16 protein-coding genes are annotated in these 18,894 nt (G+C 72.6%); 6 read left to right on the plus strand and 10 right to left on the minus strand.

All coding sequences use genetic code 11. The annotated features are described in order from the left end of the window. Positions 1 to 25: 25 nt before the first annotated feature. The gene (locus tag ACWCQ1_RS19750; protein ID WP_451027005.1) at positions 26 to 3,124 is read right to left on the minus strand and encodes a glycoside hydrolase family 2 TIM barrel-domain containing protein; all 3,099 of its coding nucleotides are present in this window, start codon (positions 3,122 to 3,124) and stop codon (positions 26 to 28) included. Between the two features lie 257 nt (positions 3,125 to 3,381). Here ACWCQ1_RS19750 and ACWCQ1_RS19755 point away from each other — a divergent pair, with 257 nt between their 5' ends. Beyond that, entirely contained in the window at positions 3,382 to 5,748 is a 2,367-nt protein-coding gene (locus tag ACWCQ1_RS19755; RefSeq protein WP_358599231.1) for a SpoIIE family protein phosphatase, read from the plus strand. 4 nt (positions 5,749 to 5,752) lie between these two features. On the opposite strand, the gene ACWCQ1_RS19760 is transcribed toward ACWCQ1_RS19755, so the two are convergent. Further along, positions 5,753 to 6,322, minus strand: coding sequence for an RNA polymerase sigma factor (locus tag ACWCQ1_RS19760; RefSeq protein WP_358599228.1), 570 nt, complete (start codon positions 6,320 to 6,322; stop codon positions 5,753 to 5,755). Positions 6,323 to 6,341: 19 nt separating this feature from the next. On the opposite strand from ACWCQ1_RS19760, the gene ACWCQ1_RS19765 reads away from it, so the two are divergent. From ACWCQ1_RS19765 to ACWCQ1_RS19775, 3 genes are all read left to right on the plus strand, one after another. Then, positions 6,342 to 7,712, plus strand: a complete 1,371-nt coding sequence (locus ACWCQ1_RS19765; RefSeq protein WP_358599225.1) for a serine/threonine-protein kinase — start codon at positions 6,342 to 6,344, stop codon at positions 7,710 to 7,712. Positions 7,713 to 7,824: 112 nt separating this feature from the next. After that, complete coding sequence (locus ACWCQ1_RS19770; RefSeq protein ID WP_358599222.1) at positions 7,825 to 8,517, plus strand: DUF4232 domain-containing protein; 693 nt, start codon at positions 7,825 to 7,827, stop codon at positions 8,515 to 8,517. Positions 8,518 to 8,599: 82 nt separating this feature from the next. After that, entirely contained in the window at positions 8,600 to 9,850 is a 1,251-nt protein-coding gene (locus ACWCQ1_RS19775; protein WP_451027065.1) for an SLC13 family permease, read from the plus strand. A gap of 25 nt (positions 9,851 to 9,875) precedes the next feature. On the opposite strand, the gene ACWCQ1_RS19780 is transcribed toward ACWCQ1_RS19775, so the two are convergent. Both ACWCQ1_RS19780 and ACWCQ1_RS19785 read right to left on the minus strand, forming a co-directional pair. Next, positions 9,876 to 11,795 (minus strand): ricin-type beta-trefoil lectin domain protein, encoded by a 1,920-nt coding sequence (locus ACWCQ1_RS19780; protein WP_358599219.1) that lies wholly within the window; start codon positions 11,793 to 11,795, stop codon positions 9,876 to 9,878. Between the two features lie 390 nt (positions 11,796 to 12,185). Continuing rightward, positions 12,186 to 13,091, minus strand: coding sequence for a helix-turn-helix domain-containing protein (locus tag ACWCQ1_RS19785; RefSeq protein ID WP_451027006.1), 906 nt, complete (start codon positions 13,089 to 13,091; stop codon positions 12,186 to 12,188). Between the two features lie 63 nt (positions 13,092 to 13,154). Here ACWCQ1_RS19785 and ACWCQ1_RS19790 point away from each other — a divergent pair, with 63 nt between their 5' ends. After that, complete coding sequence (locus tag ACWCQ1_RS19790) at positions 13,155 to 13,973, plus strand: phytanoyl-CoA dioxygenase family protein (RefSeq protein ID WP_451027007.1); 819 nt, start codon at positions 13,155 to 13,157, stop codon at positions 13,971 to 13,973. Between the two features lie 29 nt (positions 13,974 to 14,002). Here the strand turns inward: ACWCQ1_RS19790 and ACWCQ1_RS19795 are convergent, their stop codons facing one another. The 3 genes from ACWCQ1_RS19795 to ACWCQ1_RS19805 all read right to left on the minus strand — a co-directional run bounded on the left by ACWCQ1_RS19795 (position 14,003) and on the right by ACWCQ1_RS19805 (position 16,090). Beyond that, positions 14,003 to 14,974: an aldo/keto reductase gene (locus ACWCQ1_RS19795; RefSeq protein ID WP_133043624.1), complete on the minus strand. Its 972-nt coding sequence runs from the start codon at positions 14,972 to 14,974 to the stop codon at positions 14,003 to 14,005. A gap of 71 nt (positions 14,975 to 15,045) precedes the next feature. Next, positions 15,046 to 15,579, minus strand: coding sequence for a flavoprotein (locus ACWCQ1_RS19800; RefSeq protein WP_133043623.1), 534 nt, complete (start codon positions 15,577 to 15,579; stop codon positions 15,046 to 15,048). Positions 15,580 to 15,628: 49 nt separating this feature from the next. Continuing rightward, complete coding sequence (locus ACWCQ1_RS19805; RefSeq protein ID WP_133043622.1) at positions 15,629 to 16,090, minus strand: nuclear transport factor 2 family protein; 462 nt, start codon at positions 16,088 to 16,090, stop codon at positions 15,629 to 15,631. 134 nt (positions 16,091 to 16,224) lie between these two features. On the opposite strand from ACWCQ1_RS19805, the gene ACWCQ1_RS19810 reads away from it, so the two are divergent. Continuing rightward, the gene (locus tag ACWCQ1_RS19810; protein WP_358599320.1) at positions 16,225 to 16,776 is read left to right on the plus strand and encodes a TetR/AcrR family transcriptional regulator; all 552 of its coding nucleotides are present in this window, start codon (positions 16,225 to 16,227) and stop codon (positions 16,774 to 16,776) included. A 3-nt stretch (positions 16,777 to 16,779) separates the two neighbouring features. Here the strand turns inward: ACWCQ1_RS19810 and ACWCQ1_RS19815 are convergent, their stop codons facing one another. The 3 genes from ACWCQ1_RS19815 to ACWCQ1_RS19825 form a co-directional block, all read right to left on the minus strand. Continuing rightward, complete coding sequence (locus ACWCQ1_RS19815) at positions 16,780 to 16,986, minus strand: ferredoxin (RefSeq protein ID WP_358599205.1); 207 nt, start codon at positions 16,984 to 16,986, stop codon at positions 16,780 to 16,782. 13 nt (positions 16,987 to 16,999) lie between these two features. After that, a complete protein-coding gene (locus tag ACWCQ1_RS19820) occupies positions 17,000 to 18,199 on the minus strand; it encodes a cytochrome P450 (protein ID WP_358599202.1) in 1,200 nt (399 codons plus the stop codon). A 165-nt stretch (positions 18,200 to 18,364) separates the two neighbouring features. Further along, positions 18,365 to 18,784: a nuclear transport factor 2 family protein gene (locus tag ACWCQ1_RS19825; protein WP_358599199.1), complete on the minus strand. Its 420-nt coding sequence runs from the start codon at positions 18,782 to 18,784 to the stop codon at positions 18,365 to 18,367. Between the last annotated feature and the right edge of the window lie 110 nt (positions 18,785 to 18,894).

Here is an 18,894-nt window from a genome sequence, read left to right on the forward strand (position 1 = left end):
TTCCCGTCCGGACCGTTGCCCGGGGTCAGCCGGCCGGTACCTCCAGCTTGCTGATGCGCACCGCGCCCGCGGCGGTACCGGGGTGCGCGCTGGTCATCGTCAGCCGCAGCCGGGAGCCGCCGCTCGCGTCGAAGGTGATGACGGTGGGCGCGTCCGAGGCGGTGGCCCAGTCGGTCGACACCCCGGTCACCGGCACATACGTGTGCCCGTTCCACGCGGCGACCTCGACGGAGGCGGGCAGGCTGTGGGTGGCGTCGACGGTGAAGGACACCTCCACCCGGCCGAGGTTCCGGGTGCGTCCGAAGTCGACGGAGACCCAGTCCCGCGTCCGGGCCCCGTTGAAGGCGGGCAGCAGGGCGGTGGCCGACTTGGCGAAGGCGTTGGACCAGCCGGTGGCGGGGTCGCCGTCGAGCATCGCCGCGGGGAGGGTGTCCGGGCGGCCGGAGTAACTGGCGTCCGCGTACGGGTAGTTCGGGGCCGCCGGGTGGTCGGGCTCGAACGCGGGGGCCGGTGTGGCCGCGACCGAGCGGGCGGGCGTGGTGCGCACGGTCGCCGTACCGGTCCGCAGACCCGCCGCCCGCGCGGTCACCTTCAGGGAGCCGGGCCCGGTCCCGGAGCGGACGATCGCGAGGGCCTTGCCGTGAAAGGCGGTCCGGGTGGTGGCCTGGTAGCGCTCGGCGCTCTCCTCGCGGCCGTTGTCGAGCCCGGCCAGCGAGCCGCCCTGCACGTCGAAGGTGAGCAGATGCCCGGCGTCGGGCACCACCACGCCCCGCGCGTCGACGATCTCCGCGGTCACGAACACCAGTGAACGCCCGTCCGCGGCGAGCGACGTGCGGTCGGCGGTGAGGCGTACCGCGTGCGCGTCGCCCGCCGTGCGCAGCACGTCGGTGGCCACCGCCTTGCCGTTCCGCCGCGCCACCGCCTTCAGCTCGCCCGGCGCGTACGGCACCTTCCAGGTCAGGTGGAGCTTGCCCGCGCTGCCGTTCGGGCTGGTGTAACTGCCCGGATAGGGGCCGCCGGTGACGGTCTTGTCGTCGCCTGTGGCCTCGGTCGTCTCCAGATAGGTGCGGCCGTCGGTGGTCGTCTTGGTGTCGAAGCTCCTGGTGCCGAGGGACGTCCCGTTGAGGAAGAGCTCGACGGTCTCCACGTTGGAGTACGCCCACACCTCGACCGTGTCACCCTCCTCGTGGTTCCAGGTCATCGGCAGCAGATGGACCATCGGCTCGTCGACCCACTGGCTGCGGAAGAGGTGGTACATGTCCTTCGGGAAGCCGGCCGTGTCGACCGCTCCGAAGAAGGACGCCTTCACCGGGAAGACGTCGTACGGGGTCGGCTCGCCGATGTAGTCGATGCCGGACCACAGGAACTGCCCGGCGAACCACTTGCGGTCCCGGTCCTTCTTGTGGCCGTACTCGCCGCTCATGGTCCAGGAGGCGAGGTTGTTGTCGTAGGAGGAGACCTCCCGCCTGCCCGGCGTGTGGTTCTCGCCGGTGTTGAGGTGCTCGGGCTCCTGGTAGGTGCCGCGCGTGGAGGTCTCCGAGGAGGACTCCGACTCGAAGAGGAACAGCTTCGGATACCTCGCGTGCAGGGCGTCCACCGACTTGGCGGTGTTGTAGTTGAGTCCGAGGCCGTCCAGCTTGGCGAGCATGAGGTCGGCCGCCGAACCGGCGGCGGGCACGGAGTGGTACTTGTTGGAGCCGATGACGACCGGCCGCGTGTCGTCGGCCGCCTTGACGGCGCCGATGATCCGGTCGGCCATCGCCAGCCCCGCGCTGGAGGTGGAGTCGGGTATCTCGTTGCCGATGGACCACAGCACCACGGCCGGTGAGTTGCGGTGTGCGAGGACCATCTCGGTGGCGTCCTTCTCGCACCACTCGTCGAAGAAGCGGCCGTAGTCGTACTTCGTCTTGCCGGTCCTCCAGCAATCGAAGGCCTCCACCATCATCACGATGCCCAGTTCCTCGCAGACCTGGACGATCTGGGGCGAGGGCGGGTTGTGGGAGGTGCGGAAGGCGTTGACGCCCATCGACTTCATGATGGTCAGCTGCCTGCGCACCGCGTCGATGCTGATCGCGGAGCCGAGGGCGCCCTGGTCGTGGTGGAGGTCGACGCCCTTGATCTTGGTGTGGGTGCCGTTGAGGGAGAAGCCCTCGTCGGGGTCGAAGCGGTACTCGCGGATGCCGAAGGTGGTGCGGCAGGTGTCGACGGTCCTGCCGCCGACGCGTAGTTCGGTCTCCAGGGTGTAGCGGTGGTGCGGGGTCGCGAAGTCCCACAACTTCGGCTTCAGAACGGTGAGTTCGTGTGTCTCGGCGGCCTTGTCGGCGACGGTGGCCGTGGTGGCCGCGCGGGCGACCGTACGGCCGGAGGGGTCCTTCACCGTCGAGCGGATCTCCACCCGGCTCGTGGCGCCGGACTCGTCGACCACCGAGGTCCGGGCCCGGACGACGGCCCGCTCACCGCTGATGTCCGGCGTGGTGACGTACGTGCCCCAGCGCTCCACGTGCACCGGCTCGGTGATGACCAGGCGGGCCTCGCGGTAGATGCCGCTGCCGGAGTACCAGCGGCTGCTGGGCAGCTGGTTCTGCACCTTGACCGCGAGCACGTTCCCGGTGCTGCCGTCGGTGTGCACGAGACCGGTCAGATCGAGGGCGAAGCCGGTGTAGCCGTAGGGGTGGCGACCGACCTGGGTGCCGTTGCAGTAGACGTGGGAGTCCATGTAGACGCCGTCGAACTCCACCGAGATCCGCTTGCCGGCGAAGGCGGGCGGCAGGGTGAAGGCCAGCCGGTACCAGCCGAGGCCGCCGGGGAAGAACCCGGTACCGCTGGTGGTGCCGTACTGGGTGGTGGGGGTCTGTTCGATGCTCCAGTCGTGCGGAACGGCCACCTCGCGCCAGGCCGAGTCGTCGTAGCCGGGGTCGGGGGCGTTCTCGTAGGCACCGGTCGGATCGGTGATGCCGCCCGGATCGACCAGCGCGAAGCGCCAGCCGTCGCGCAGCGCGACCGTGTGCCGGCCGGACGCGCCCCCGGCCGCCGCGGCGGCGCGGGCCGCCGGGGTGGCCAGGAGCACACCGGCCGCGGGTGCGGCGGTGGAGGCGAGCAGAACCGATCTGCGAGTGACCGTCATGGCGGCTCTCCCTCATCAGGGCCCAGAAGTACTCACAACTGATCGTGAACAAACAGATTCTGACGGGCTGCCACGCGCGCCCGTCAAGGGTGCGGCGGGCGCCGTTCTGCCGCGCGGGCGACAGCGGCCGGTTTTGCCCCTTGACCGACCGCACGCCCACACTCGGGGGTTCCTCGTTCGCCGCGGACCACTTCGCACTACGCTGGGACTCCGGTGACGCACTTGTTCACTGTGCGTAGGCGCGATGGGTGGCGACGATGAGCCCGGTGGATCCGTTCGACGATGCCTCGACCGCGAGGGCCGTCATCGATGAGCGGGGACTCGTGGTCCGGTGGGGCGCCGGAGCCCGACGGCTGCTGGGGTTCGAGGCCGCCGAGATCCTGGGCCGCCCGGCGGCCGCCCTTCTGGCCGACGCGGACGAACTCGCCCCTCCCCCGGGTCCCCGCTGGAGCGGCGGCATCGACCTGCGCCACCGGGACGGTCGCACCCTGTCCGTCCGGCTGCTCGCGCTGCGCAGACCGCCCGAGGGGAACCCGGCCAGCTGGCAGGTCGTGGTCCCGCCGGACGGCGCGGAACTCCGTCCGTCCGACGGCGCGCTGACCGCGGCGGCACTGGCGCAGTCCCCCTGTCCGATGCTGGTCTGCGACGGGGAGTTGCGCCTGCGCTGGCTCAACGAGCGCATGGTCGGGATGATCGATCTGCCCGTCGAGAAGGTGACCGGGCTACGGATCACCGACATCGGCGTCCGCAAGGAGAACCAGGACCTCGAGGACCTGCTGGGCGAGGTGCTCGCGACCGGACAGCCGCGCGACATCGAGACGTACCTGCGCCCCAGCGGTCTCGACCACTCCTCCGCCTTCCTCACCCGGCTCGCACCGCTCACCGATGCCTCGGGACAGGTGCGCGGCGTCTGTCTGACCGGCCACGACTTCACCGAGCACTACCTCGCCCGCGAGCGCCTCCGCCTGGTCAACGAGGCCAGCGTGCGCATCGGCACCACCCTCGACGTCACCCGGACGGCTCAGGAGCTGGCGGACGTCTTCGTGCCCGCGCTGGCCGACCTGGTCAGCGTCGACCTGCTGGACCTCCAGGAGCACGGCGGAGAGCCCCCGCCCCGGCTCAGCGCGCCGATCGCCCTGCGCCGGGCCGCGCACGCCTCGCTCAACCCCGGGACCCCCGAGGCCGTTCTCAAGCCCGGGCAGACGGAGCACTACCCCGCCGGCTCGCCCCAGGCAGACTCACTGGTCGCGGGCCGCACCATCGTCGCCTCGGTCTCCGAGCTCGCCCAGTGGCTGAGCTGGCACAAGGCGCGCGCCGACCAGGTCAGGGAGTACGGCGTGCACTCCACGATGGCCGTGCCGATGCGGGCCCGCGGGCTGACCCTGGGCGTCGCGGTCCTCACCCGCTTCCGGCGGCCGGACCCCTTCACGGCCGACGACGTACTGCTGGCCGAGGAGATCACCACCCGGGCCGCCGTCTGCATCGACAACGCCCGCCGTTTCTCCCGCGAGCGCGAGACCGCCCTCGCCCTGCAGCGCAGCCTGCTGCCCCGCTCGCTTCCGCACACGGCCGCCGTGGACGCCGCCTCCCGCTATCTGCCCGCCGCGCGCGCGGGGGTGGGCGGCGACTGGTTCGACGTGATCCCGCTGTCGGGGATGCGCGTCGCCATGGTCGTCGGGGACGTCGTCGGCCACGGCATCCAGGCCTCGGCCACGATGGGACGGCTGCGCACCGCCGTACGCACCCTCGCCGACATCGACCTGGCCCCGGACGAGCTGCTCACCCATCTGGACGACCTGGTGGTGCGGCTGTCCGCGGAGTCCGGCAGCGACGGCACCGGCGAGGTCGGGGCGACCTGTCTGTACGCGGTCTACGACCCGGTGTCACGGCGCTGCACGCTGGCCCGGGCCGGGCATCCCCCGCCGGTCGTGCTGCCGCCCGGCGGCGAGCCTCAGCAGGTCGAGCTGCCGGCCGGACCGCCGCTGGGCCTGGGCGGGCTGCCGTTCGAGTCCACGGAGCTGGAGCTGCGCGAGGGCAGCGTGCTGTCGTTCTTCACCGACGGTCTGATCGAGATCCGCGAGCGGGACGTCGACGCCAGTCACCGGCTGCTGTGCCACGCCCTGTCCCGGCACGTGGACTCGCTGGACGAGACGTGCGACCGGATCCTGCACACCCTGCTGCCCCCGGGCGGCGCGCCGGACGACGTGGCCCTGCTGCTGGCCCGTACCCGGGGGCTGCCCGCCACCCGGGTGGCGACCTGGCACATCCCCGCCGACCCGGCGCTGGTGGCGCCCATCCGCAAGCAGGTCGTCGAGCAGCTGGACACCTGGGAGCTGCAGGAAGCGGCGTTCACCGCCGAGCTGGTGGTGAGCGAGCTGGTCACCAACGCGATCCGCTACGGCGCCCACCCCATCCGGCTGCGGCTGATCCACGACGAGTCCACGCTGATCTGCGAGGTGTCCGACACCAGCCACACGGCCCCGCACCTGCGCCGCGCCAAGACGTGGGACGAGGGCGGCCGGGGTCTGCTGCTGGTCGCCCAGCTCACCCAGCGCTGGGGCAGCCGGCACACCGGCGAGGGCAAGACGATCTGGGCGGAGATCGGCCTGCTCGACGAGGACTGAGCGCTCAGGCCCGGTCCGCCAGCCAGGGGCGGACCCGGCGGCGCGCCTCGTGCAGGCGGGACTTGAAGGTGCCGAGGGGAATCCCGGCGCGCTCCGCGGCCTCCGCGTACTCCAGCTGGCAGATGTCCCGGTAGACCAACGGCTCGACCAGCTGCGGGTGTTCGCGCTCCAGCCGCTCCAGGGCCTCCAGCAGGTCGATCCGGGAGCCGGCGATCACGCTCGTGGTGCGGGGGTCGACGGACCGGTCGGCGTCGAGGGGAGCCGGCTGCTCGGCGGCCCGTCGCTTGAGCTCCCGGTACTTCTGGCGGCAGCAGTTGGCGACGACCGTGTGCAGCCAGGTGCTGAAGCGGCTGCGTCCCTCGAAGGTGCCGATCTTCCGGGACAGCTGCAGCAGGACGTCCTGGGCAGCCTCCTCGGCGTCCTCGCGGCAGGGCAGGAAGCGGCCGCAGCGTCTGAGGATCTCGGGCCGGATCGCCTGGATCAGTTCCTCCAGTGCCGCCGGGTCGCCCGTGGCGGCCAGACGGGCGAGTTCCTCGGTGGGCACGACCAGGTGCTCGGCTCGGGATCGATCCACGTCCAGGCATGATAGTCGTATGCACTCCGTGGAGCGGATCGGGCGCTACCGCCTCGAACGACGCCTGGGCACGGGCGCGTTCGGCACGGTCTGGCTCGCCCACGACGACGTGCTGCGAGCGCCCGTCGCGGTCAAGGTCCTCGCCGACAACTGGGCTCACCGCCTCGATGTGCGCGAGCGCTTCCTGGAGGAGGCGCGCATGCTGCGCCGGGCCGGCTCCGAGCGGGTGGTGCAGGTCTACGACATCGGTGAACTGCCCGACGAGCGGCCGTACTTTGTCATGGAGTACGCCGACGGCGGCACCCTCGCCGACCTGGTCGCCGACGGTCCGCTGCCGGTCCCCGAGGCGCTGCGGCTGACGGCGCTGGCCGCCCGGGGCGCGGCGGCGCTGCACGAGGCGGGGATCGTGCACCGGGACATCAAACCGACCAACGTACTGCTGTCCGGGAGCGGTCCGCGGGTGCTGCTCGCCGACCTGGGGCTGGCCAAGAGCCTTGCGCAGGCCTCCGGACTCACCCTGGCCGCGGGCTCGGCCGGCTACCGTCCGCCGGAGCAGGCCGAGGCCGGTGCGGGGATCGACGAACGGGCCGACGTGTACAGCCTGGGCGCGGTCGGCTACCACCTGGTCACCGGCACGGTGCCGGGCGAGCCCGGCAGGGTCGTACCGCCCGACCGGCTGCGCCCGGACCTGGACCCGGCGGTCCGGCGCGCCCTGATGCGGGCGCTGGAGCCGGACCGGGAACGGCGCTGGCCCACCGCGCGGGCCTTCGCCGAGGAGCTGGAAGGGCTCACCTCGACGGGTCGACGGCCCCGGCGGCACCGCCGGGCCCTCGCCGTCACCGGGGTGGTGGCGGTGGCCGCGGCCGTCGGGGTGATTCCGATGCTCGTCCACCGGTCCGCGCCGGCGTCCGCCGTGCGGGTCGCCGACACCGGCGGACGGGTCACCGCCGAGGTCCCCGCCTCCTGGGACCGCCAGCTGCGCGACTCGGGCTGGGATCCGCGGGCGCTCGGCCTGCCCGGCGGGCACGAACCGGGGTTCGCCGTCGCGGACGACCTGGCGCGGTGGCCGGACCTCGCGGCCCCGGTGAACGGCGCCTTCGTCGGCCTGAGCGAGCACGGGGACCTCACGGCCGCGGTCAACGCCCTCGACCACCCCGGCTGCCACTACGACGGCGGCCACCCCTACACCGGCACGGCGTGGCGCGGCAGGGTCCGCGTCTGGAGCGACTGCTCGGGCCGGCCGGGGACGGTGACCGAGGCCGCGCTGGCACCGGCGGACGGTGCCGGGCAGCCCCGGGTGTACGTCCAGATCCGTACCCACGGCAAGGCCTCCGCCGCCGACCGCGTACTGGCCTCCGTGCGCGTGACGGGCCGGCAGGGCGCACCCTGAACACGCGCGAACTTTTTCGTCCGGGCGCGCATCGGACATGTATGACGGGGCACAGAGCGCCGTACGCACGCGCTGTGGCGTGTGCGGGCAAACTCCGGGAGTGTTGAGGACCATGGCGAACAAGTCCCCCTCCGTCCACCGGGCGGCTCTGGTGGCGGGCGCGGCCCTGCTGCTGGGCACGCTGACGGCCTGCGGCAGTGGCGGTGACAGCGGCGCGAGCTCTCCGCAGACGCTGAGCGGCACGGCCGCGCCGGCCACCGGCGGCGCCACCACCGGCTCGGCGAGCGCGTCCGTCACCGCCTCGGCCTCCGCGCCCGGCAGCACGGCCGGCAAGGCCACTCTCTCCGTGGGCAAGTCACCCTCGCAGCCCGCGTCGGCCGCCTCCAAGAGCCGCTGTCACACCTCCGAGCTGCGGGCGAGCGTCGGGCGCAACGACCCCGGCGCCGGGCAGGAGAACTTCCCGATCGTGCTGACCAACACGTCCTCGCGCACCTGCACGGTGCGCGGCTATCCCGGTGCCGCCTTCCTCGACGCGTCGGGCAGGCAGCTCGGACCGGACCCGGTGCGCGAGCCGGGGACACCCACGACGGTGACGCTGGCGCCCGGCAGGAGCGCCTGGGCCGGGATGACGTTCTCCAACCCCGGCGTCAGCGGCGCGCACGCCGCCACCCCGGCGGCGCTGCTGGTGACCCCGCCGGACGAGCGGGACCCGTTGAAGGTGACGTGGACGGGCGGTCCGGTGCCGGTCTCCGGTAACGCGTCCTCCGTACGCCTGATGGTGTTCGCCCCCGGGACGGGCCCCTGAGCAGCGGGGTCCTGACGGGTCTCTTACCGGGGCCTGATTTCATGGAGCCCTCCCGCCTCGCGCCGCCCTGAAGGACCGTGCCCTGAACACCCCGCTCGCCGAAGCCCTGTCCGTCGTCCTGCTCGCCGCCGTCCTCGGCTTCGCCGTCGTCCGCCCGAAGGGGCTGCCCGAGGCGGTGCTGGCCGTGCCGGCGGCGGGGCTCGTGATCGCCACCGGCGCGATCCCGCTGGACCATGCCAGGCAGGAGGCGGCGCGGCTCGGCCCGGTCGTCGGCTTTCTGGCGGCGGTGCTGGTGCTGGCCCACTTCTGTGACGTCGAGGGGCTGTTCCAGGCGTGCGGGGCGTGGATGGCGCGGTGGGCGGCCGGGTCGCCCGGGCGGCTGCTGACCGCGGTGTTCGCGCTGGCATCGGTGATCACCGCGGTGCTCAGCCTGGACGCCACGGTGGTGCTGCTGACGCCGGTGGTGTTCGCGACGGCCGCCCGGGCGGGCGTACGGGCCAGGCCGCACCTGTACGCGTGCGCCCATCTGTCGAACACCGCCTCGCTGCTGCTGCCGGTGTCCAACCTGACCAACCTGCTGGCGTTCGAGACGAGCGGGCTGAGCTTCACCCGGTTCGCCGCGCTCATGGTGCTGCCGTGGGTGGTGGCGATCGGCGTCGAGTACCTGGTCTTCCGGCGCTTCTTCCATGACGACCTGAGCGCCGCCGCCCACTCCCCCGAGCCCGGCGAGACGCCCGAGCTGCCGCTGTTCGCGCTGATCACCGTCGGCTGCACGCTGGCCGGGTTCGTGGTCGCCTCGACGCTCGGCGTCGAGCCGGCGTGGGTGGCCGCCGCGGGCGCGCTGGTGCTGGCCGGCCGGGCGCTGGTACGGCGGCGCGCCACCCCGCTGGCGGTGGTGAAGGCCGCCTCGCCCGCGTTCCTGGCGTTCGTGCTGGCGCTCGGCGTCGTGGTGCGGGCGGTGGTGGACAACGGGCTCGCCGACGCGCTCGGCCATGTGGTGCCCACCGGTTCGGGGCTGCTCGCGCTGCTCGGGATCGCCGCGCTGGCCGCCGTCCTCGCCAACCTGATCAACAATCTGCCGGCCGTGCTGGTCCTGCTGCCGCTGTCCGCCGCGGCCGGACCCGGCGCGGTGCTGGCGGTGCTGCTCGGGGTGAACATCGGCCCGAACCTGACCTACGCCGGGTCCCTGGCGACGCTGCTGTGGCGGCGCATCGTGCACGGGCACGGGCAGGACGTGCACCTCGGGCACTTCACCCGGCTCGGCCTCGTCGCCACGCCGGCCGCGCTGGCGTCGGCCGTTGCGGCGCTGTGGCTGTCGCTGCAGGTGGTCTGAGGCCGAGCGGGCCCGGGCCGGGCGGTCAGTGGCGGCCGCCGCCGTATCCGCCCCAGCCGTAGCCGCCCGGGCCGCCGCCGTATCCGCCCGGGCCTTGGCAGTAGGCGGGGTTGTAGGAGCAGTACGGGTTCGAGGGGTACGGGTTCGACGGCGTCGGCCGGGCGGTGGTCGGCTTCGCGCTCGGCGTCGGTGTGGCGGTCGGAGTGCTCGAGGCCCTGGGGGCGGCCTTCTTGACGGAAGGCGACGTCTCGGCCCTGGTGTCCGCGTCCCAGTTGACGACCTGCATCTGCAGGTCGGCGCGGGAGGTGTCGAACGCCCAGCGCTGGGCGTCCGTGTCGTCGCGGGTCTTGACCACGAGCGCGCCCGAACCGTCGGTGGCCGCGGGGCTCAGGGCCAGGTTCTGGTTCCAGCGCGGCACGACGGTGCCCTGCAGGGTGAAGTCGTAGCGGATGTTCTTCGGGTTGCCGTCCGTGCACGGGGCGAGCTGCACCGAGTAGGCGAGGTGGGAGTCGAGGCAGAGCTCGGGGTCGGCGACACTGCGCAGCCGGCCGTCCGTCTCGTACGCCCACTGCTGGCCGGTGGCCGAGGAGCAGGTGGCCAGTTCGGTCTCGGCGCCCTGGACGACCTTCTTGCCGACGACGGCGATGCACAGACCCGAGTCGAGGTTGTGCAGCCGGCCCTGGACGTCGCCCTGCGCGGCCTCGGCGGCGCTGATCCAGGAGGGGTGGTCGGCGGCGGTGCTCCGGCCGGGCTCGGGGGTCGGGGAGGCGTGGCCCCCGGCGGTGGGGGCGGAGTCGTCGCCGGAGCCGAGGACGGACCACAGGACCACCGGGAGGACCACCAGTCCGCTCACGGTCAGCACGGCCGCGGTGAGGTTGCGGCGGCGGGCCGCGGCACGCCGTGCGGCCTTGTGCGCCGAGCGGCGGGAGGCGGGACGGGCGCCCGGCGCGGTGTCGGCGGGCGCGCCGGCCGCCGGGACGGCCTCGCGTGTCCGCATGAACGGCGTGCCCGGCGTCGTGAAGGGTTCGCCCGCCATGGTGAACGACTCGCCCACGATCCCCTGGGGCTTGGGCGGCCGGGCCTCGGCGGGCGGCGGGGTGCCGTCCCGCAGGGGGCCCGCGATCCGGGACTGCACATAGGCCTGGGCGCCCCAGCCCAGGACCGCCTCGGCCAGCGCCAGGCCGAGGCCGTGGTTGAACTGGGCCAGCTGGTCCGCGGTGTGCCGGCAGTGCGTGCAGCGCGCGAGGTGCTCGGCGAGGTCGGGGTCGACGTCGATGCCGCCGCGCCGGTAGGTGACGTCCAGCATCCGCAGGTAGCGCCGGCACTCCTGCTCGGGCGCGAGTTCGCGGTGGACCTGCAGGCACTCCTCGCGCAGCCGGTCGCGGGCCCGCCCCAGCTCGACGCGCGCGTCCTCCACCTCCAGACCGAGCAGCCCGCCGGGTATCTCCAGCGGTTCGGCCTCCACCTCCACGTGCCACAGCACGCAGCGGAGCGACTGGGGCAGCCGCTGGAACGCCCCGGACAGCAGGCGCCGTTCGGCCGAGGGCAGCAGATGGGCGACGACACGGTCGCCGCCCTCGGCCGCGGAGCGCAGTTCGGGGTGGAGGTGTTCACGGCGGTGGTCGATGTCCCACTCGGCCGCGATCCGGCGCACGGTCACGAGGAGTTGGGGCCGCCAGGCGGAGGTGGGGCCGTTCTGCCGCAGGGTCTCGCCGAAGAGGCGGGTGAACGCCGCGGTGGTCAGCATGCCCGCGGCGGGAGCGCCGTCGGTACACAGCCGCGCGTAGGCGAACCCGGCCTCCCAGTGCCGGTCGAGGAGCTCACCGACGGGCTGCAGCGCGGGCGTCGTTCCCGTCCACTTCTTGAGTTCGGCACTCAGTTGCTCGTCCGTCACCTCGAACCGACGGGCAGATGTGGGGGAATTCGACAGGCCGACGTCTTTCACGGCTGCATTCCTCTCGGGGCATGCGCATAAAGTCCATACCAATTGGCATGGAGACCCGTCGGCAAGGCGACGAGTCCACTCGTACGGGTTCGGCATCTCGAACGTCCGCCGGGGACAGCTCTTTTGGAGCTCGGGAACGAACGGGAGTGGCCTCGCGCGCACAGTGAAAACGTGCATTTTCTGTGCGCCGACGACGCACACTTTTTCACAGGTCAGCGAACCGGAACAAGGGATCTCGCGGTTTTGTGCATTGCGCGCGGGCCGCCGGAGTTTGACGAATCGTCAATCCGCGGGAGGAAATTTCCCGCCGCCGCGCCGGGACGCCGGACGAAAACCATTGAGGGACCTCGCCCACCATACGCGCCGCCGGTCGCGCCGGCGTACGCCGGTTCACTCCCCAACCATTGACCCGCTCGCCCGGTACGCGCCGGGCGGCACCCCGTAGCGGGCGCGGAAGACACGGTTGAAGTGGAACGGGCTCACGAACCCCGAAACCGCGGCCACCCGCTCGACGGGGAGGTCGCTGCCCTCCAGCAGCCTCGCGGCGTGTCGCAGCCGTGCCTCGCGCAGGGCGCGCATCGGGGACTGGCCGAGTTGCTCGGTGAACAGATGGGCGAAGCGGGAGGGCGAGAGGGAGACGCTCGCGGCGAGCGAGCGGACGGTGTGCGGGGCGGCCGGGTCGGCGGCGATCAGCGCCTCGGCCCGGCGCACCCGGGTGTCGACACCGGCGGCGGGCGGGGCCGGGCGCGCGCCGGCGGCCGTGAGCAGGACGACCTCCTCCAGCGCCGTCAGGGCGAGTTCCCGGGCGGCGGTGCCGTGCGCCACGGCGACCCGGTCGTCGTCCGGCGCGGCGGCGGGCGGCGCCTCGGTTCCCGTCCAACGGGCGTCGGCAAGCATCCGGCGGAACGCCGCCTCGACGCGGCCGTGCAGTGCGGCCGGGGTCGGCGTGACGGCGTACAGCCCGTCCCCGGTGCCGTACGGGCGCAGCCACGGCGTCCAGGAGGGCCGTGCCTGACAGTGGGCCCACCAGAACCGCCAGCCGGAGGCGCCCGGTTCGACGCCGTACTGGTGCCCGACGCCCGGGGCGAGCACCACCAGGTCCCCGGCGCGGGCACCCGCCTCCGCGTCGCCCTGGCGCAGCCGGCCCCTTCCGCCGGTCGTCCAGGTGAACAGCCAGCTGCGCGCGCCACGGGGCCGGTTGATGGCGTAGCCCGGGCCTTCGTCGTAGTGGCCGATCACGACCAGACCGGGCGGCGGCGCAGCAGTCCCGGGCAAGTGGTCAGCCTTCACGGGCATCCTCCTGGTGAGGGCCGCAGCCTAACGTGACCAGAGGGAGGAACCCGACCGAGGAGGGAACTGATGACAGTCACGGACAAGGACGCGTCCGGCGCGGAGATCCTGACCCAGGACGGACTGCGGCGGTTCGCGCAGGACGGCTTCACGGTGGTGCGCGGGCTGTTCGGACACGACGAGATCGAGCGGCTGCGTGAGCGGTTCGCGGCGCTGCACGCGGGCGGGCCGGTGCCGGGACACTTCGAGCCGCGGGAGTCGGAGGATCCGCTCGCCGCGTACCCGAGGGTGATGCACCCGCACGAGATCGACGACCTCGCGCGGAGCGTGCTGCTCGACGCGCGGCTGCGGACGGTGCTTGAGGCCCTGCTGGGCGAGGAGGTGCTGGCCGCGCAGAGCATGTTCTACTTCAAGCCGCCGGGGGCCCGGGGGCAGGCGCTGCACCAGGACAACTTCTATCTGCGGGTGGAGCCGGGCACCTGTGTGGCGGCGTGGGTGGCCTGTGACGTGATCGACCGGGACAACGGCGGTCTCGAGGTGGTACCCGGCACCCACCTCATGGACCTGTTCTGTCCGGAGGAGGCGGACCGCGATGTGTCGTTCGCCCGGGAGTACGTCCCTCCGCCGCCGGGTCTCGCGGCCGTGCCGGTCGACATGGCGCCGGGGGACGTCCTGTTCTTCAACGGCAGCCTGGTGCACGGCTCCCAGCCCAACCGCACGGCCGACCGGTTCCGCCGCTCGTTCATCGGCCACTACGTGGGCCGCTCGGCCGAGCGCATCGGGGTCTACTACCGCACGCTCACCATGAGCGGCGAGCCCGTGCGGCTCGCCGAGAGCGAGGGGGCGGGCCCGTGCGGCACGGAGTTCGCACCTCAGGGGCCCCACTAGGCGAATCCCACGGGCCGGATCCGCACCGGTCAGCTGTGCCCGACGATCGGGTGCGGGGTGTAGGGCTGCTGGAGTTCCTCGATCTCCTTGTCGCTGAGCTCGAGGTCGACCGCGGCCACCGCGTCCTCGATGTGGTGCGGCTTGGCGGCGCCGACGATCGGGGCCGCCACCGTGTCCTGGTGCAGCAGCCAGGCCAGGGCGACCTGGGCGCGCGGCACGCCCCGGTCGTCCGCGATGCGGGTCACGGCCTCGACGACGGTGCGGTCGCTGTCCGGGTACAGACGGCTGCCGAAGTTGTCGCCCGCGCTGCGCTCGGTGACGGTGCCCCAGTCCCGGGTGAGCCGGCCACGGGCCAGCGGGCTCCAGGGCAGCACGCCAACGCCCTGGTCGGCGCAGAGGGGCAGCATCTCGCGCTCCTCCTCGCGGTAGAGGAGGTTGTAGTGGTTCTGCATGGACACGAACTTCGTCCAGCCGTGCCGCTCGGCGACGTACTGCATCTTGGAGAACTGCCAGGCGAACATCGAACTGGCCCCGATGTAGCGGACCTTGCCCGCCTTGACCACGTCGTGCAGGGTCTCCATGGTCTCCTCGACCGGGGTGTGCGGGTCGAAGCGGTGGATCTGGTACAGGTCGACGTAGTCGGTGCCGAGCCGGCTGAGGCTGTGGTCGAGCTCGCTCAGGATCGCCTTGCGGGACAGGCCGGCGCCGTTGGGGCCGGGCCGGGTCCGGCCGTGCACCTTCGTGGCGAGCACGATCTCGTCGCGGTTCGCGAAGTCGCGCAGCGCCTTGCCGACGATCTCCTCGCTGGTGCCGTCCGAGTAGACGTTGGCCGTGTCGAAGAAGTTGATCCCGGCGTCGAGCGCCTGCCGGATCAACGGCCGGGACGCCTCCTCGTCGAGCGTCCACTCGTGCGTGCCTCGGTCGGGCAGGCCGTAGGTCATGCAGCCCAGACAGATCCTCGAGACGTCCAGGCCCGTCGAACCGAGCTTCACGTACTGCATCGTTGCCGCTCCTGCCTTCGGTATGGGGGTACCCGAGGGGAGCGTACGTCCTCGTGCCGGAGGGCTGAACGTCATCGTCGCCCGAGCAGGTCCAGCGCCGTCTCCCAGCCGAACTCCGGTCGTGCGCCGTCCTCTCCCGCCTCGCCGGAGTACGGCTCGCCGAACCGGACGCCCATGGCGCGCAGCCGGATCAGGCTGTCCCGGTAGGCGGGATGGGCGGCCAGGGAGTCGGCCACGCACGGGAGGACGGCGACCGGGACGCCGAGGCCGTAGGACTCGCAGAGGGTGGCCACGGCGAGGGTGTCGGCGAGGCCGGCCGCCCACTTGTTGACCGTGTTGAAGGTGGCCGGCGCGACCACGACCGCGTCCGGGGGCGGAAAGGGGCGCGGGTCGCCGGGGTTGCGCCAGGCGGAGCGTATGGGCCGGCCGGTGCGCGCCTCGACGGCCGCGGTGTCGAAGAAGCCGTTCATGGCGACCGGGGTGGCGATGACGCCGACCTCCCAGTCCCGTTCCTGCGCGGCGGTGATCAGCCTGCCCACGTCCGCGGCGATCCCGGCGGCACAGACGACGACGTAGAGGAAGGGCCTTTCGGCCTGTTCGGTCATCCCGAGACCCTACTGCCCTGCTGAACGGCAGCCCGGCTGAACGGAGTCCCTACTGAAGCGGGAAGCTCTCCCCGCGTTCGGCCTCGGGGCGCGGGCCGTGGATGCGGCGCTGCTTCTCCTCGATGGGCACGTCGTTGATGCTGGCCTCGCGCCGGGTCATCAGTCCGTGTGCGTCGAACTCCCAGAGCTCGTTGCCGTAGGAGCGCCACCACTGGCCGTCGGCGTCGCGGCACTCGTACTGGAAGCGGACGGCGATGCGGTTGCCGTCGAAGGCCCACAGGTCCTTGCGCAGGGCGTAGTCCAGCTCGCGCTCCCACTTCGCGGTGAGGAAGCCGACGATCTCGGCGCGTCCGGTGACGAAGGTGTCGCGGTTGCGCCAGACCGAGTCCTCCGAGTAGGCGAGCGCCACCTTGTGCGGGTCGCGGGTGTTCCAGGCGTCCTCGGCGGCCTGGACCTTCTGTGCCGCGGTCTCGCGGGTGAACGGGGGCAGGGGCGGACGGTCGGCGGCCATGGGTTCCTCCTCGGCGGATGGACGGGCAGCGGCGGAGAACGGGCGTTCTCCGGCTCGGCTGCTACCATAGGAGAACGCTCGTTCTCACGTCAAGGAACGCCGCGCACGAGGAGGTCGCACACCGCATGGCCGTCATGGACAGCGCAGTCGCCCGGGAGCAGGCGCTGGACGCCGCCGAGGAGTTGTTCTACGGGCGGGGCGTCCAGGCCGTCGGCATGGACGACATCCGGGGCGCCTCCGGGGTCTCCCTCAAGCGGCTCTACCAGCTGTTCCCGGCGAAGGAGCAGTTGGTGGAGGCGTATCTGGAGCGGCGGGACGTGCGCTGGCGGGATCGGCTGGCCGCGTTCGTGGCGCGGCGCGAGGATCCCCGGGAGCGGATCCTCGCGGTGTTCGACTGGCTGGAGGAGTGGTTCGGGGAGGACGGCTTCCGCGGGTGCGCGTGGATCAACTCCTACGGCGAGCTGGGCGCCACGTCGACCCGGGTGGCGGGCCAGGTGCGGGCGCACAAACAGGCGTTCCGCGGCTACCTCGCCGGGCTGGTGGCGGACGCGGGGCTGCCCGGCACGCTGGCCGGGCAGCTGTTCCTGCTGGCGGAGGGCGCCATGGTCACAGCGGGCATCACCGGGGAGACCGAGCCCGCGCGCGAGGCCCGTGCGGCGGCGCGGCTGCTGGTGCGAGCCGGCTGAGCCTCACCTCTCGGCCACAGTGATGGCGCTCACCGGGCAGGCACGGGCGGCCTCACGGACCATCGGGTCGCCGCCGCCGTCCTCGCGGCCCGGCAGCAGCGTGCTGAGGCCGTCGTCGTCCTGGGTGAAGACCTTCGGGGCGGCGAGGGCGCACTGGCCCGCGCCGATGCAGACGTCCCTGTCGATCTCTATACGGGTGTCGGTGTGCATGGCCTCGAGCCTCTTACCAGGTCACGGGGAGTTCCAGCATCCCCTGGATGGTGTCGCCGGGCTTGAAGGGGATCTCCTCGGGCGGGGCGGCCAGCCGCAGTCCGGGCAGCCGGTCGAAGAGGGTGTGCAGGGCGATCTCCAGCTCGGCACGGGCCAGGTTCTGGCCGAGGCACTGGTGGATGCCGAAGCCGAAGGCGACATGGTGACGGGCGGGACGGTGCCAGTCGAGGGTGTCGGGGGCGGGGTAGACGTCCGCGTCGCGGTTGATGACCGAGGTGGAGAAGACCACGCCGTCACCGGCCCGGATGGTCGTGGAGCCGGCCTCGATGTCCTCCGTGGCCCTGCGCAGCAGCCCGTCCGCGATGGACAGCAGACGCAGCAACTCCTCGACGGCGTCCGGGAGCAGCCCCGGGTCGGCCCGCAACTCGGCCAGTTGCCGCGGGTGCTGGAGGAGGGTGAAGGTGCCCAGCGAGATCATGTTGGCGGTCGTCTCATGGCCCGCGACCAGCAGGATGGTCGCGAACGAGATGACTCCCCGGCGGTCCAGCACGCCCTCGCGCAACTGCCCGTGGACGAGTTCGTCCAGCACCCCGTCGCCGGGCTCGGACTGCTTCTGCTTGTGGTCGATCAACTCCTCGAAGTAGCCGTCCAGTTGGTCGCGTGCGTCCTGGACGTCCGTGACCGCGGGGCCACGCAGCAGACGCCGTGACTGCGCCTCGAAGAAGTCGTGGTCCTCGTACGGGACGCCGAGCAGTTCGCAGATCACCATCGACGGCACGGGGAGGGCGAAGGCGCTCACCAGCTCGGCGGGCGGCCCCTTCTCGGTCATCGCGTCCAGCAGCCCGTCGACGATCCGCTGGATCCGCGGCCGCAGTTCGGCGGCGCGCCGGAGGGTGAAGCTGGGCACCATCATGCGCCGCTGGGCATGGTGCTCGGGGTCGTCGACGCCGAGCAGCGCGACCCGCCGGTTCTTCACCGCCGCGAAGCGCTCGGTGGGCGCCGGGAAGCCGGGATGGTTGCGGTCGGTCGACAGGCGGGGGTCGGCGAGCAGTTGGCGGGCCAGGGCGTGTCCGGTCACCAGCCAGGCGGGACGGCCGTCGTAGAGGGTGATGCGGGTGAGCGGGCGGGCGGCACGCAGGGCGTCGTAGCCGGTGGGCGGGTGGTAGGGACAGGTCCGGTCCTGGGGAAAGGCCACAGGTTCCGTTTCCGTCATGGAAGACCTCGCAGACGATGAGTGCGTCGTGCAGATCTTCATTAGATGCCCGGGGCATCTATGGGGCGACGAACAGTTCGGCCAGATCGGTGACGCGGGGATTCTGGCCGAGGACGCTCGCTCGGGCTCCGGCGGGCCGGCCGTGGTCGGGGACGGGTCGGCTCCTCAGCCGAACGCCCGGCTGACGGCGAGGCTGTCCTCGTAGACGTGGTGGCGGGTGATACGGCCGTCCGCCGCCGTGAGGTGCAGCGCGAACCTGGCCTGATAGGGGCGTCCGGTGGGCCTGGCGGTCTGCCGGATCTCGCCGAGTACGACGGCGTGCTCGCCGTCGACCAGGATCCGCTCGATCCGCGTCGCCGCGCGCTCCGGGACGTGCTGGGCGGCCAGTTCCCGGAAATGGGCGGCGGCCTCGGCGCGGGTGGCGCGGTGGCGGATCCACGGCGTGGCGGCGCGGCCGTGCTCGTCCTCGGGCCAGTTGACCAGCCAGTCGACGTCGGGAGCGTACAGCTCGGCGATGCGGTCCGGGTCCCCCTCGCCGATGCGGCGCAGCAGTTCCTCGACCACCGCGCGGGTCGTGACGGTCATGGGCGTTCCCTTCCGGTGGGTGTCGTCGACACTGTGCCGCGCCCGTGCGGGTGAACGCGATGACCCGCGGGGTAATGGTGTGGTTCCGCGGGCGGTGCGATAGGGATGAA

The organism is Streptomyces sp. NPDC002144 (assembly GCF_053593695.1).